Consider the following 14,503-nt stretch of genomic DNA (forward strand, 5'->3'; position numbering starts at 1 on the left):
CACTCTGTGTGGGGTGTTTTTTTGTGCTTAGAAATAGGGAATGACTTACCGTTTTCCTTACCACTAAGTTAGTGAATGATGGTGGTATCGGTAAGGAATTTCCTTTTTCCTTACTTATTTTTCTACAAAATTTGCGAAGTCTGAGCCGATAGCGTCTATAGTTCATAAAAAGAATCTAATTCTTAGTATAAGCGCCACAACCTTAATGCCAGAGACAAGAAAAAAGCCATCAAGTTTATAAACTTGATGGCTTTAACTTTTACACTCTACCCTACATCCTTCCGCCCAAACCACCAATAAGCCAGGCCCAGCGAGCAGGCTGACAAGACCAGCCCTACGCCGACATAGCCTAGGTTTAGGTTGTCGCCATGGATGCCTTCGGCGTCGTATACGTAAGCAAAGGGTGTAAGCCATTTGAGGCCACCTAGGCCGGGGGGCGATATTGGCTACTAGTTAGACTAGTAAGAAGCCAAGTGTTAGGTCGATTCCTAGTAGAGATTGGATACTGGGGAGGGAGCCACTTATGCTAGTTTCTTAGCTTATTTTTAAAATTCATCCGAGAATCGAATTTTATCCATGCCTTCAATCTCCTTATAGAAGTCGAAATCTGTCCGATTCAGTCTATCGCATATTTGCTTAATCATATATTTTCCGCGCTCCTCGATCCGCTCATTCACTGCCTTTAGAAAAATAGGGACATCTTGATTGCTTGGAAATAGGTTATCGTAACCGTAACTATGCTTATCCCAGAATAGCTCGGTTTGATAGTCCTTATTTACATAGGGTTGTAGATAAAACATCTCAACGAAATTTATCCATGCTTTAGAGGTTGGGGTTGTCGGATTCAGCCATTCTTGCAGTGATAGAAGGGTGATGTCCCAGTAATCTTTTGAGAAGTTGTATCGCGCAGTATTCATCCAATGAGGGAGTACGGTGAAGTTTCCAATTGTATGAGTGAGTGTAGCGAATGTTTGAAATGCGGGTCGGTTGTTTTTTACAACGTCAAAAGCCATATAAGGTTGTTCTTTAATATTCTTTTTTTCGTCATACAGATTAGAATAAGGTAATTTTTTTCCAGATTTTATTCCTAACTTATCAGATTGCGTATCGTAGTCAGAACTCTGCTCAAGTGCACATTTAAAAGTAGTAAGAAAGGAGTTCATAGTTTCGCCTCTAGTAATAGCGGTATCCGAATTTTGCCAGCCCAAAACTTTATATAGCCTTATCGCTTCCTTGTCACAGTCAGCATTGAAACCAGTATTTTTTGTAATATTAAAGTCACTAGTATTATCTTTGAACCCGCCATTTTTATATTTCAAGAAAGCTGTAATACTATCTTTGGATAACAAATCTTTAGGTTCCGAATCTTTAGGTTCCGAATCTTTAGATGGTGGAACTTTATAGCAATTCTTGAAATCCCATAACCAAGGCTTTTCTTGGATCCTATCGCATTCTTCTAGCCACTCGATAACTTTTTCGTGTTCTTCTTGGTCCATAATGATGCTCCTTAATATCTTCTTTATTCTGTTAGGTAACTATAGCTTTATTATAATTCTTCGATTTTAAAATACAAGGATGTGTTTTAATCATAATAAATGACGGCGGGACACCTAGAACTTTCGAGTAAGAAAGTCAATCTCGGAATAAGTCCCACAGCCTTAATGCCAGAGACAAGAAAAAAGCCATCAAGTTTATAAACTTGACGGCTTTTTCATTTGAGCTCTACCCTACATCCTTCCGACCAAACCACCAATAAGCCACTGCTAGCGAGCAGGATGACAAGACCAGCCCTACTCCGACATAGCCTAGGTTTAGGCTGCCATTAGGAATGATTTCGGCGCCGTCCACGTAAGCGAAGGGTGTGAGCCATTTGAGGGCGCCCAGGCCAGGGGCAATATTGGCGACTAGGTTGGCTAGGTAGAAGGCAAGTACCAGACCGATGCCGGCGCCTAGGCCAGTGCCGCGGCGTTTGCCGGACAAGGCTGACAGGCTTAGGCAGAGGGCGATGAACTCGAGGTGTAAGATTAGATAGGCCAAGTGCAAGAGTAGGAGTTGGCCCATAGGCGCGGACTCACCCGTCAGGGTCAGACTTAAGAGAACAACGGCCAGGGTCACCGCGTTGAGTATCAGAAGCTGGCTGACTAGGGCCAAGGCTTTGCTGGTGACAACAGAAGCCCGACTAAGGGGATGGGTCAGCAGGAATTCGGCGGTGCCGGCTTGCTCTTCTTTGGCTAGGGAATTGCTGGCCAGAATGGCGGCATAGAGGGCGCCACCCAGGCCTAGGACGCTCTGACATTCAACGGTATAGAAGCCGATGAAGCTGCCCATGTTGAGCTTGCCCAGGCCGAAGGCGTCGGAGAAGGCGCCCATGGTGCTGATTAGGCCGTTGATACTAGCCATCTGGTCCTTAACTTGAGGGAAAAGCAGGGAAATCAGGGCCATAAAACCCGCGATGGCCGCCGTCCACAGGATTAGGCTACGCCAACCTTGGCGTAATTCGTGGCGGAATAGAATCATGACAAATCGCCTCCTTCTTGGTAGTAGTGGCGGAAGATTTCTTCCAGACTTGGCTCGGCTAGGCTGAAATCGCGGACTTGGCCACCTGCCAAACAGGCTAGTAAGGCATTGAGGTCTCCTTGATAGAGGAAGCTGGCTTGGTCTTTGCCCTTTGTTTGCCAGTTGGAGACGCCTGCTAGGTCTGCTAGGCCAGGTACTTGGCCGGACAGGCTGACACGTTTGGCTTGGTGTTGCATGAGGCTGGCGACATCTTCGGTGGCTACGATTTGTCCTTGGCGGATAATAGCCGCTCGGTCGCAGTGGTTTTGGACTTCGGACAGGACATGGCTGGATAGGAAGACGGTCCCGCCGGCTTGGCGACGTTCCTCTAGGAGGGCGAAGAATTCTTCTTGGATGAGGGGATCCAAGCCACTAGTAGGCTCGTCCAGAATCAAGAGGTCAGGTTGGTGCTGGAGGGCCGCTACAATGCCCACCTTCTTGCGGTTACCCAGAGATAGTTGATCTGCCGCAATCCCCAGGTCTAGCTGCAGCCGGTCGCTGAGGCGGCGGCATTCGGCTTGGCAGTCCAGCCCTCTTAAATCAGCAGATAATTTGAGCAGGTCGCGGGCAGTCATGCCGGCATAGAATTGGGTTTCAGATGGCAGGTAGCCCACCCGGCGTAGGATTTGGCCTTGTTGGCGTCCAACTTCTAAGCCCAGGACCTGGGCGCTACCACTGGTAGGCTTAATCAGCCCCAACAGGGTGCGGATAGTGGTGGATTTGCCGGCCCCGTTAGGCCCGATAAAGCCAAAGAGCTCGCCCTCTCGGACGGTCAAGTTGAGCTTGTCGATGCCCCGGTGTTGGCCGTAAGTTTTGGTCAGTTGATGTGTTTGAATAGCGTACATGAGATCACTCCTTTCTAAGATAGAGAGACTTCCAGAAGTCAATCAGTTGGTTGAATTCCGCCTCGATGGTTTCGGGATCAACGGACCCTCGCTGGACATGCTCCCAGAGATAACCCTGGGCGGCCCAGGTCATATCCTTATACATGAGCTGAAAATCGATATCGGGCCGAAAGCAGCTCATATCTAGCTTGTCCATGAGCTGGACCTGTTTGGCCTTGACTTGTTTCATGCGTTGGGCCAATTCTGGCATAATCTCGGGATCCTGCTCGTAGTAGGTCTTAAGGCTAAAGGCCAACCAATCGGGATTGAGCCGGGCTAGTTGCACCTTAGTCTGGGTCACGCTCTTGAAGAGCTCGAAGAAGTCCAAGGTCTCATAGCAGCCTCCTTCTTTTAGGAAATCATCGGTCTGCTGAACTAAGAGGTCGAAGAGGAAGAAGTAAAGTTCCTTTTTATTATGGAAATAATGGAAGAGCAAGGGTTTGGAAATCCCCGCCGCCTCAGCAATGGCGCTCATAGGCGCCTTCTTATAGGTGTGCTGGCCGAAGACTCGGAAGCCGGCTTGGATAATGGCCTCCTGCTTGGCTTGGGGCAGGGCATAAAATTTAGGATTCATGGCTTTCTTGGCTCCTTTCATTAAGAAGTTAACTTCATTATAGACCCGTTGACCGTTTTTGAGAAGGGGGTCAGAAACTTGTGTACCCTATCTACTAGTTCTACTAGTAGATAGGGTGTAAGGTGGGCGAAATTACGTGGTGAGATGGTAACAAAATGTAGGGAAACGTGATATATAGGGGATTTAGCTAGTGAAAGCGATTTTCCCATTATATCATATATGATATAATGGGAAAAAGGAGGTGTGCGTCATGGACGCTCATTACAAGATTCCGGAAGACATTCTTGTCTTGGTAGAAGGCCTGCCTTGCAAGCAAGCAGTCAAGGCAGTTGCAGCATTAGAGATCATAGAGCGGGAAGGGCTGACACCCGCTGTGATTGAAAAATGGGGCCGAGGCAAAGGTCAGGCTAAGACACTGGTCATTCCTTTGGGAGAGACCAAAACAAGAAAGGAAGGTGAAGAGCATGTCAGTCGAGTCCTTAAAGAATCGCTTAGCATCCCAATATCCTGATTTCACTTTGGATTTGGCGGAGGAAGCTGCCCGCCAGGAAGTGGCCTTGAAGTTAGTAGAGTTGCGCCTGGAGCAGGGCCTAAGCCAAGCTCAAATGGCAGAAAAACTAGGCCTGCGCCAAGCCAACCTATCAAGGCTAGAGAGTGGCCAAGCCAATCCAACAGTGGGGATGTTGGGGAGGATAGTCGAGTCATTAAATTATGAATGGAATGTGGTGTTGACTAAGAAGGGCTAAGCTTGCAAAGGGGACGATTCAGTTGGAAGAAATTAAACTTGTTAGATCGAGGAAGTACGAAGACAAAATCAAGGAATACAATCTTCAGGATATTGAAAGGCACGAGCAAGAGATTCTAGAGCAGGCTAGGAAGTATCAGGAATATAAGGATGAGCTGAGTCGGAAAAATCTGATTATAAGACTTTGGCATAGAATACTGCAAGCTCTGCGCGTCAAGCATCCTGAAAGGAATTTCATCAATTCTTCATGGCATACGATTCAAGAGACTGAAAGTGATAAGTGGGAAATAGTGTATTTCTATAATCATAGGAAGAAGACGTTGAATTTCGATAATATCTTTCATTTACAATCAGGCGTTGCGAAAAGCGAATCGGAGGATAAATTTTTAAATGTTACCAATAAAGAGATTGATGTTCTTGATAAAATTGTGTTTTTGATGTCGTTTATGTATGCTTGTCTACTCCCTATTGCATCTACCTGGGAATTTATTCAAGAGCTTAAAAGTGGAACAGGCATATCTAAAGAGACTTGGTGGACTTATCTTTTTGTAATGTTGCTAACTGTTGCGCTAGATTTTTGCTTTTTCTATTTAGCTGTGAGTATTAGTAGGAAAGAAAACATAACACTGTGGAAAGTAGCAAAAGAAGCAAAATGGAATGAAAAGCTATCGATATTTTCAGAAAGCTCCACTAAACAGGCGCGCCAGATTATTTATGAATTTTTGTATTTCGTTGTATTATGGCTGAGTGTCGGTCTTGTTTTTCATGTGGAAGTAATAAAATATACACCATTTGAAGTACTAAAAGATGTGCATATGGAATATTTTATGCTATTCATCAATATCTATTGTGGCATTTCGCTGATATTCATTGTTCTGCGCTTGTTTATAAGTCCATTTGGATTTTTCGTTTGTTCAGTCGTTATAACTGCTTTTTTAATGAACGTCAATCTGTGGACCGGCATTACCTTGTTTGTTACTTTGTGGACCGCTCTACTCACGAAAAAGTTTTGGATGCTGAATCCCTCTAGTGAAGTGCCAGAATACATTATTAACCCTACAGATAAAAGTTCGAGGATAATGGAAGCAAATTTATTGAAGATAAAGGTGTATACTTCTATAGGTGTACTCGTCACTTATTATTTGATAGCTCTAGTTGACAAATACCGACCATATTATCATACGCTTTTATTTCTTGGGCGTTTGTCGGAGGAAGAATTGAATCCTTTCTATTATCAGATCTTCACGTATTTGATAGATAGGCTTATGGTGTTTGGATTTGTAATTATAATTATGTTCTTTGTAAAAGAATCATATACTGCTCGTATGAAAGGGGCTATCCATGACATTATAGATTCGTCGATTTCTAGCCTACATAATTTAATCTATCGTAACGTTAAGGAAGTAGAGACACCTATAATTAAAGAAAAAGTTGGTCTAAGTATAGCCTATCTAGATAAAATCAACCCAATCCAGCTATTAGAAAATAGCGAAGCACTTCCAAAGGGTATACAAGTCTTAGTTGAAGGGACTGATGACCCTCATAAACGTAAGGTCGTAGTTATCATGCCGGATTTAACAGTTCACAGTGGCATTGTAGAATTTGAACCCTAATAGCACCCTAGATTTCTCGCCCCCCAATTCTAGGGCTCCCACCCTTCTTTTCAGCTATACTCAACTTGTCAGGAGGTCATACACATGAATATGATGGAAGCTTTTAACCGGACGCTGGACTATCTAGAGTCGACCCTGGACGGGGAGCTAGATGAGTTGCGGGTGGCGCGACTGTCGGGCTATCCTTATGCTATGTTTAGCCGGCTTTTCTCCATGTTGACAGGGACGTCACTGTCAGAGTATTTGCGGGAACGTCGCTTGACAGAGGCAGCGCTGGCTCTGCGCCGGTCTGAGGCCCGAATCATCGACATCGCCATCCAATATGGCTATGAATCAGCCGATGCCTTCGGGGCAGCTTTCAAGAAATTTCATGGGGCAACTCCGACACAAATTAGGCAGGGGGCGCCTTTGCGCCTAGTCGGGCGACTACAGCTACGGCTGACCCTGCAAGGAGGAGATAGTATGAAAATCAATATCCAACAGAAGCCTGCCTTGACTGTGGCAGGGCTCAATGCCAATCATATCCTCAACAGCCAGTGCCCTCAAATCTGGCAAGACCTCTACAGCAAATTCTCCCATGAGGACTTAGCCAGCCTAGGTAGGGGCCAAAGCCTGGGGGTCTGCCATGACATTGATACGCCAGAACGCCTCAACTATATGGCTGGCTATGAGGTAACTGACCGGGCTAAGGCTGAGACTATGGGGCTCGATATCTTGGAGGTGGCAGCCACTGAATATGCGGTGGTTGAGTTGAATGGGCCAGTGCCAGACTGTATCCACGCGGGTTGGCGCTACCTCATGGAAGTCTTCTTCCCTGAGCAAGGTTTCCAACATTCGGGCGCACCTGACTTCGAGGTTTATGGTGAGGGCAATATGGGGGCCCAAGACTATCGTATGGAACTCTGGGTGCCGATTGTCAAGGTGGACTGAGCTAAGTTGAGTTAAGAGAGATAAGAGGACGGGCACTTTAAGAATAGGGGCTCGTCTTCTTACCTATAAGCAATCTGTTCTTTCCTGTGCATTTTGGACATGAGCCGGCAAGTGGACTATAATAGGAAACATCATTAAATTAGAGAGGTGATCCTATGAATAGACTGAAGCAAATGTTCCGATCCCTAGACCGTGACTGGTTAGTCCGTCATTATCTCTTTGCTTTTGCCTTTTATGCCTTTTTCGTCTTTACATCTATTAGTCAAACGGGAAAATTCGAGACGAAACTTTTATTCTTCTTGCTTTGTGCTCTCCTTTATCCCTTCGCTATGTTTGTCTATGAGAGTCTCATCAACCTGATTGTGGGTGACAATGTCTTCTTGATTGGCGGGTTCTTAATGCTAGCCTGGAAGATTTTCCGTTTTGTCATTATCTGGTTCTTGGCGGTGCCAATTGGCTTGATTGGGTTCATTTATCTCTATTTTGTTTGCGGACGTCAATAATAGTTTGCTGTCTCAAGGCCCCGTCATTTTCGAGTGATGGGGCCTTTTGAAATGCCTTTTGTTACCCTGCAACAAAAGGGCCAAATAATCATTTGCTATGTATATTTGGGGCGACTTATGGTACACTATAAGTGATATGCAAAGAATCATCGAAGATTGAAATTAGGAGTTATATATAATGAAGAAACTAGTCATCCGCGGAGGCAAGCCCCTCACAGGTGAAATTACCATTAACGGGGCCAAGAACTCTACAGTTGCCTTAATTCCAGCTGCTATTTTGGCTGATTCAGAAGTTGTTCTAGAAGGCGTGCCAGATATTGCTGACGTCTATTCTTTAATCGATATTTTGGAAGATTTCAATGTTAAGGCCTCTTTTAAGGATAATGTCTTAACCATTGATCCAAGTGATATTAAATCCATCCCAATGCCAAGTGGGAAAATTCAGAGCCTACGTGCCTCTTATTACTTTATGGGGGCGACTTTGTCGCGCTTTGGTGAAGGGGTCATTGGCTTGCCTGGGGGCTGCTTCTTAGGCCCTCGCCCTATCGACCAACACCTCAAGGCCTTCCGTTCCTTAGGGGCTAAGGTAGAGGACGACTTCGGCGTTGTGACTCTGACGACCGACCAAGAAGGCTTAGTAGGGGCACGTATCTATATGGACGTGGTCAGTGTTGGGGCAACCATCAACTGTATCCTGGCGGCCGTTAAGGCCAAGGGCAAGACCATTATTGAGAATGCCGCTCGCGAACCGGAAATTATTGATGTCGTTAACCTCCTCAACAAGATGGGGGCTAAGATTCGCGGTGCCGGGACTAGCGTCATCCGGGTAGAGGGCGTTGAGCATCTGCATGGCTGTACCCACACCATCATTCCGGACCGGATTGAAGCAGGGACCTATATTACGGCTGCCGTGGCAGCAGGCCAAGGGGTCCGCGTCAACAACGTTATTTTCGAACACATCGAAGGTTTCATTGCTAAGATTGAAGAAATGGGCGCGCAATTGGAGATTGGTGAAGATTCCATCTACGTTCATCCAAGTCCAAACCTCCGTATGGTCAGCGTCAAGACTCAGCCTTATCCAGGTTTTGCCACTGACTTGCAACAACCGCTGACGCCACTCTTGGCGATTGCGGCAGGTAACGGGACCATCATTGACACTATCTACCCAGCCCGTGTCAAGCATATTCCGGAACTCAACCGCATGGGGGCCGATATCAAGGTCGAAGGGGCCATGATTCGGGTCAATGGACCAGCTCAGCTGAGCGGGGCACAAGTTAAGGCCAGTGACCTACGGGCAGGGGCCTGCCTAGTCATTGCCGGCTTGGTGGCGGATGGCGTAACCGAGATTACTGGCGTCGACCATATCTTACGTGGCTACTCTAATATCGTAGGCAAATTGCGCGATTTGGGTGCCGATATTGAAATGATTGAAGTAAGCGAGATGCAAGAGGCCTAAGGGCCTTTTGCTGTTTAGTGGAGGCTCTTAGCCATGAAAATACATAAAACCAATGCTATGCGACTACTCGACCAACACAAGGTGACCTATCAAGTACGAGACTACAGTCAGACGGGCGCCTTATCAGGCTTGGAAGTAGCAGAAACCTTGGGCCAGAATCCTGACCAGGTCTTCAAAACCCTAGTAACCGTGGGTAAATCGGGTGGCCATTATGTCTTTGTCATTCCCGTGGTGGCTAGCCTGGATTTGAAGAAGGCCGCGCGTGCCGTAGGTGAGAAGCATATCGCTATGATTAAGGAACGCGACCTCTTGCCCCTAACGGGTTATGTTCACGGCGGTTGCTCGCCGCTAGGTATGAAGAAGACCTTCCCAACCCATGTTCATGCTAGTGCCTGGGAGCATCCTTCTATCATGGTTTCGGCCGGCAAGATTGGCCTGCAGCTAGAGCTAGACGTTCGGGATCTGGCTTCTGTCTTAGCTCTGAGCGCGGATGATTTAATTGAATAAGTGATGGCAAGCAGCAGTCCTCAGGGGCTTGCTGCTTTTGATTTTCAAAAAAACCTTGCTTTAGCATAGACGCAAGGGGCGTCTTGCGCTATAATAGAATTAAGAAAACGTATACATAGCAGGAGGGGTCAACATGTCAGACTTAAACAAGCAACAACACGTGGTGACCGTCATTCAAGCTAATGGGCAAAGCGAATTTGAAAGTATTCCTATTGAAACCATTGAAGGGGATAGTCAATTGTGGCAGATGCTCGGCTTGAGTGCGGCCCAACTTACTTATTTCCTAGAAGATGAAATTCTAGAGAATCCCTTCATTGAACTAGACTATCCTAAGACCAAGCCCCAGCAAGCATCGGTTACCCTACAAGAACACAGTGCCATTATTGGGGTGGATCCGCAGATGCCGGAAGCACCGCGTAATCTGCCCATGTTTCTCTTCGAACAGATTATGATGTACCGCCATACCATCATTCGGGACGCCATGGTGCGCTTGATTGATTTATTAAATCCTCAAGGTTATCTGCCATACAGCTACCAGGAAGTGGCCAAACAACTAGGCATCGAACCCATTATTGCCTTGGATGCTATTACCCTATTCCAACAATTGGAACCTGCCGGGATTGGGGCCTATGACTTGCGTGAATGCTTGATGTTGCAGACCGAGCAAGATGCGCATGCCCCTAATGTGGCCTACTACCTCTTAGAAGAATATTTTGACCAACTCAAGGCAGAAGATTATCAAGCCATCGTGACAGCTACTGGCCTGTCGCTAGCAGATGTCCTGGCCTGCGTTAGCTACTATCAAACCTTGCGGACCAGTCCAGCCGATCTCTTCCAAGTGGAAGAAGAGGAGGGTCTCCTAGATGACGTGACCGTTCTCCAAGACCAGGAAGGCATGAAGGTACGCTATAACGCCCACTACTATCCAAAAATAATCTTCAATGAGCCCTACTATCAAGAGATGTTAGCGACCCAAGATCCTGAGGTCGTCGCCTTCTCCAAGCCGCAGAAACTCATGTATGATCGTCTAGCACGTAACTTGCGGGTGCGGGAGCAATTGATTCTGAAAGTCGCGCAAGCCATTGCAGCGGTTCAGCACGATTACTTTAGCCAACTTTCAGATTCTAAGGTGCCACTCTTGCTCAAGCAGGTGGCAGAGATTACCGGCTTGCCTGAACCAGTCGTCAACCTCTTGGTGTCTAACAAGAACATGGGCTTTGGCCAATATGTCCTGCCAATGACGGACTTTATCACAGTGGCGACACGAGAAGACCGAGATGGCTTCTCCGCTGAGAAGATTAAGCAAATTATTCATGAGATTCTACATGTTGCGCCAGCTGATTTAAGCGATGAGGAGCTAGTGGAACGCCTAGAAGAACGTAAGATTATGATTAGTCCTTTTATGGTGCGTAACTATCGCCAAGCACTAGGACATTAAAAGTAAACACCCGCTCTAGCCTTGACGCTTGAGCGGGTATTTTATGTTAAATTGAAAAGCAAGATTTTGGTGTGACTTGTGGTTAACTAGAAGTCGCCCTAAAATCGTGATAGGACAAGAAAGTGATAGTTACTCCTGTAATTGCCGTCAAAATAAGATAGGGACTCATTTTATTGTTGAAAATATCGTATTTTAGACAAAAAGAATCCCCCGACTTCCATCAAGGAGTCCGGGGGATTTTACTAAGTTACTATTTAACTTCTGCACGGTTGAAGAGTTTAACTGCAATCCAGAAGAAGAGAAGGAAGTAAGCAAAGGCGACGACTGGCGTCAAGTCGAAGTTTAGGTTGCCCCAGGTCAGCGGCTTGCCTACTTTTAGGAAGGTGAAGAAGAAGGCAAAAGCCTCATTCGCACTCATGAATTTCTGAACCACATTCCCCATGCTATCGCGATTAGTGGTTAAGAAGGTATAGGCTCCGCTTAAGATTGGGTTAATGAAGCTGAGCAGGAGGTAAGTGAAAATCAGTGGTCCCTGGCCAGCGAAGAGGAAGGCAGGAATGCTTAAGAGGGCGATGTATCCTAGGAAGAGAGGGATGCTAGGAATCAAATAGTTGGTGAAAAATTCGAGGATTTCATTGCTTTTGAAAGTAGCTCCCGACATGCTGCTCCCGATTACGAGAGCAACTAGGCCCAAGCATAAAGCCAGTAGGAGGTAGAAGAGTCCTACCAGGATCTTGCTGAGGACGACAGAGCGACGGCGGTGGCCATAACTGATGGTGTTAATCAAGGTCCGGTTCTTAGTCTCGTTGTTAAAGGTCAGGATTTGAGCCACAAAACAAAGAATCAGAGGCATTTCCTTTAGGCCAATGATATAGGAACTCAAAACTTGATTGCCCACAAGAGCCTTTTGCAGTTCAGTGATTTCTACAGTCCTTAGTCCGGCGAAAAGCATGATGGTAGCCAGATAGGCAATACCGAGTGTCGCCAAAAAGCTGAGCAGCAGCATAGTAAAAGGCGCCACCCGATGACGGATTTGATAGAATTCTGCGCGTAATAGCTGGAACATCTTAGTTGCCTCCTTCTGTAAGATTCAAGAAGACGGATTCGAGGTCATTCTTGTGGCTACCCAGGAAGAGAAGTTCGAAGCCTTCATTTACTAGGCGTTTGGCAATTTCAGGTAGGTGCACTTCTAAGTCATAGATGGCAATTAGATCCTTGCCATCTGCTGCCACCTTATCTTGGCCCAGCCATTGACTGAGGAAGTCCAGTGCCTTGGCATTGTCGGTTGTTTGAACTTGATAATAGGTGCTAGCTTGATGGGCGAGTTCTTGAGAGCTAATGTCGGCTACCTTGCGGCCTTTGTTAACGAAGACGAAGCGACTTGCCAAGTGCTCCAATTCCGACAGGATATGGGAAGAAATCAAGATGGTCATGTTCTTTTCCCGGTTGAGTTTCAAGAGTAGCTCCCGCACATGGATAATCCCAGCAGGGTCCAAGCCGTTAATAGGCTCGTCTAGAATTAAGAGGTCGGGATCATGTAAGAGGGTTAAGGCAATGGCCAAACGTTGCTTCATCCCCAGGGAGAAGTTTTTGACTTTCTTATTGCCGGTCTTGTCTAAGCCAACCAAGGCCAAAACTTCGTTGATACGGGCGCCGCGGTCTTTGACCTTGCGTTGCAGGGCATAATGAATCATATTCTCCTTAGCGCTCATATTATCGACAAAGGCAGGAGCCTCAATCAAGGCGCCGACGAAGTGGCGGTTGGTTAAGAGGGCCTCGTAGTCCACCGAGCCAAAGAGCTGAATGTTCTTCTCAGATGCAGGGGTTAGGCCCACGATGCTACGTAGCAGGGTGGATTTACCAGCCCCGTTGGGTCCGATGATGCCGACGATTTCACCGCGCGAGACGGAGAGGTCGAAGGAATCTAGGGCCCGTTGCTTCTTATAAATCTTAGTCAGCTGGCTTACTTCCAAGACAGACTCTAAGACGGATTCGGTCATGTAAATCTTCCTTTCTTAAAGGGAATCGCTATCTATAGTATAGCAAGGATGCCTCTTGATTCCAAGCCAGATGGGTAGTAGGCGGGTGTGCCTGAGGCAAAAAGATAAAGATTACGGTTGACATCCAGTCAGAAAGGCGTATAATAAATTATGGAAAAAGTAACCATTACATATTTTCATAGGAGGAAGATCGAATGAAACGTAAATTATCTGCACTTTTAGCAAGCCTTGTATTGGTAATTGGCTTATTAGCACCATTGGCAAGCACCGTCTCTGCCGCTGGTAAGAAGAAGGTTATGACTACCTTCTATCCAGTCTACTACTTAGCTCAACGCATTGCCGGGGATAAGGCGGAAGTTTCCATGCTCTTAGAAGGCAACCAAGATGCCCATGACTACGAAATGAGCGCCCGCGATGCAGCTAAGGTTCAAACGAGTGACCTCTTTATCTACCAAGATGATGAGATGGAGCACTTTGTTGAAGACTTAACCAAACTCTTGGATACTGACAAGACTAAAGTTCAAAAGACTACCGAAGGTATTGAACTCCTCAAGGGCGATGCCGACCACGAAGATCATGAAGACCACGACCACGATCACGAAGCGGAATCTGGTCAATCTGGGGAAGAGCATCATGAAGAGGGCGAAGAAGGCCATCACCATGAATTTGACCCGCACACATGGATGGACCCAATGACTTACGCTAAGCAAGCTGAAAATGTGAAGAAGGCTTTGGTGGCCTTAGACCCTGAAAATGCGTCCACCTATGAAGCCAATGCTACTAGCTTAACAGAAGATCTTAAGAAATTAGACCAAGAATTTAAGGACGCAACCGCTAAGTTAAGCGACAAGAACTTTGTGGTACAACATGCTGCCTTTGGCTACCTAGCCCACGCTTACGGCTTAGAGCAACATGCCATTACGGGGATCTCTTCTACGGCAGAACCAAGTGCGGCTGCCCTAGCTAAGATGCAAGAATTTGTTAAGGAACACAAGACCAAGGTCATCTTTGTCGACCCATCCTTGGATGATGCCATTGCCAAGACCGTAGCATCTGCGACTGGCGCTGAGCTCCGTCCATTGCGTACCTTGGAAACTGTCAGCGCAGAAGAAATTGCGGCTGGGGCTGACTACTTCAGCCTTATGCGCGAAAACCTAGCTAACTTAACCAAGTAAGCTAGTCAAGATTAAGACACCTCAAGCAAGCGGTGGCACTGGCCACTGCTTGCATTTTTTGTCCTGAGTGGTCTATAATAGGAGAAGCCAAGTGTAGCAATTACTATCCAACTAATTGCAAC

General features: G+C 46.5%; 15 protein-coding genes. 9 read left to right on the forward strand and 6 right to left on the reverse strand.

Features of this window, described 5'->3' with window-relative positions; genetic code table 11:
• Positions 1–545: 545 nt before the first annotated feature.
• The 4 genes from HMPREF3093_RS06525 to HMPREF3093_RS06540 all read right to left on the reverse strand — a co-directional run bounded on the left by HMPREF3093_RS06525 (position 546) and on the right by HMPREF3093_RS06540 (position 4,014).
• The gene (locus HMPREF3093_RS06525) at positions 546–1,496 is read right to left on the reverse strand and encodes a hypothetical protein (RefSeq protein WP_070756194.1); all 951 of its coding nucleotides are present in this window, start codon (positions 1,494–1,496) and stop codon (positions 546–548) included.
• Between the two features lie 226 nt (positions 1,497–1,722).
• Positions 1,723–2,517 carry an ABC transporter permease subunit gene (locus tag HMPREF3093_RS06530; protein ID WP_070756195.1) on the reverse strand — a complete coding sequence of 265 codons (795 nt, stop codon included), beginning with the start codon at positions 2,515–2,517 and terminating at the stop codon, positions 1,723–1,725.
• The gene (locus HMPREF3093_RS06535; RefSeq protein ID WP_070756196.1) at positions 2,514–3,401 is read right to left on the reverse strand and encodes an ABC transporter ATP-binding protein; all 888 of its coding nucleotides are present in this window, start codon (positions 3,399–3,401) and stop codon (positions 2,514–2,516) included. The genes HMPREF3093_RS06530 and HMPREF3093_RS06535 overlap by 4 nt, the downstream gene beginning before the upstream one ends.
• 4 nt (positions 3,402–3,405) lie before the next feature.
• Complete coding sequence (locus HMPREF3093_RS06540; RefSeq protein ID WP_070756197.1) at positions 3,406–4,014, reverse strand: TetR/AcrR family transcriptional regulator; 609 nt, start codon at positions 4,012–4,014, stop codon at positions 3,406–3,408.
• Between the two features lie 250 nt (positions 4,015–4,264).
• On the opposite strand from HMPREF3093_RS06540, the gene HMPREF3093_RS06545 reads away from it, so the two are divergent.
• The 8 genes from HMPREF3093_RS06545 (at position 4,265) to HMPREF3093_RS06580 (ending at position 11,206) form a co-directional block, all read left to right on the forward strand.
• Entirely contained in the window at positions 4,265–4,525 is a 261-nt protein-coding gene (locus HMPREF3093_RS06545) for a hypothetical protein (protein ID WP_070756198.1), read from the forward strand.
• Positions 4,479–4,760 (forward strand): helix-turn-helix domain-containing protein, encoded by a 282-nt coding sequence (locus tag HMPREF3093_RS06550; RefSeq protein WP_070756199.1) that lies wholly within the window; start codon positions 4,479–4,481, stop codon positions 4,758–4,760. The genes HMPREF3093_RS06545 and HMPREF3093_RS06550 overlap by 47 nt, the downstream gene beginning before the upstream one ends.
• Positions 4,761–4,782: 22 nt before the next feature.
• Entirely contained in the window at positions 4,783–6,372 is a 1,590-nt protein-coding gene (locus HMPREF3093_RS06555; protein WP_070756200.1) for a hypothetical protein, read from the forward strand.
• 84 nt (positions 6,373–6,456) lie between these two features.
• The gene (locus HMPREF3093_RS06560; RefSeq protein WP_070756201.1) at positions 6,457–7,302 is read left to right on the forward strand and encodes an AraC family transcriptional regulator; all 846 of its coding nucleotides are present in this window, start codon (positions 6,457–6,459) and stop codon (positions 7,300–7,302) included.
• Positions 7,303–7,457: 155 nt separating this feature from the next.
• Complete coding sequence (locus HMPREF3093_RS06565; protein WP_070756202.1) at positions 7,458–7,805, forward strand: hypothetical protein; 348 nt, start codon at positions 7,458–7,460, stop codon at positions 7,803–7,805.
• A 178-nt stretch (positions 7,806–7,983) separates the two neighbouring features.
• A complete protein-coding gene (locus HMPREF3093_RS06570) occupies positions 7,984–9,261 on the forward strand; it encodes a UDP-N-acetylglucosamine 1-carboxyvinyltransferase (RefSeq protein WP_070756203.1) in 1,278 nt (425 codons plus the stop codon).
• A gap of 33 nt (positions 9,262–9,294) precedes the next feature.
• Positions 9,295–9,768 carry a Cys-tRNA(Pro) deacylase gene (gene ybaK / locus HMPREF3093_RS06575; RefSeq protein ID WP_070756204.1) on the forward strand — a complete coding sequence of 158 codons (474 nt, stop codon included), beginning with the start codon at positions 9,295–9,297 and terminating at the stop codon, positions 9,766–9,768.
• A gap of 133 nt (positions 9,769–9,901) precedes the next feature.
• Positions 9,902–11,206, forward strand: a complete 1,305-nt coding sequence (locus HMPREF3093_RS06580; protein ID WP_083316301.1) for an RNA polymerase factor sigma-54 — start codon at positions 9,902–9,904, stop codon at positions 11,204–11,206.
• Positions 11,207–11,456: 250 nt separating this feature from the next.
• Here the strand turns inward: HMPREF3093_RS06580 and HMPREF3093_RS06585 are convergent, their stop codons facing one another.
• A complete protein-coding gene (locus HMPREF3093_RS06585; protein ID WP_070756205.1) occupies positions 11,457–12,272 on the reverse strand; it encodes an ABC transporter permease in 816 nt (271 codons plus the stop codon).
• 1 nt (position 12,273) lies between these two features.
• Positions 12,274–13,206, reverse strand: coding sequence for an ABC transporter ATP-binding protein (locus HMPREF3093_RS06590; RefSeq protein WP_070756206.1), 933 nt, complete (start codon positions 13,204–13,206; stop codon positions 12,274–12,276).
• A 194-nt stretch (positions 13,207–13,400) separates the two neighbouring features.
• Here HMPREF3093_RS06590 and HMPREF3093_RS06595 point away from each other — a divergent pair, with 194 nt between their 5' ends.
• Positions 13,401–14,381: a metal ABC transporter solute-binding protein, Zn/Mn family gene (locus HMPREF3093_RS06595; protein ID WP_070756207.1), complete on the forward strand. Its 981-nt coding sequence runs from the start codon at positions 13,401–13,403 to the stop codon at positions 14,379–14,381.
• Positions 14,382–14,503 lie beyond the last annotated feature (122 nt).

It is taken from the genome of Abiotrophia sp. HMSC24B09 (genome assembly GCF_001815865.1).
GTDB lineage: Bacteria > Bacillota > Bacilli > Lactobacillales > Aerococcaceae > Abiotrophia.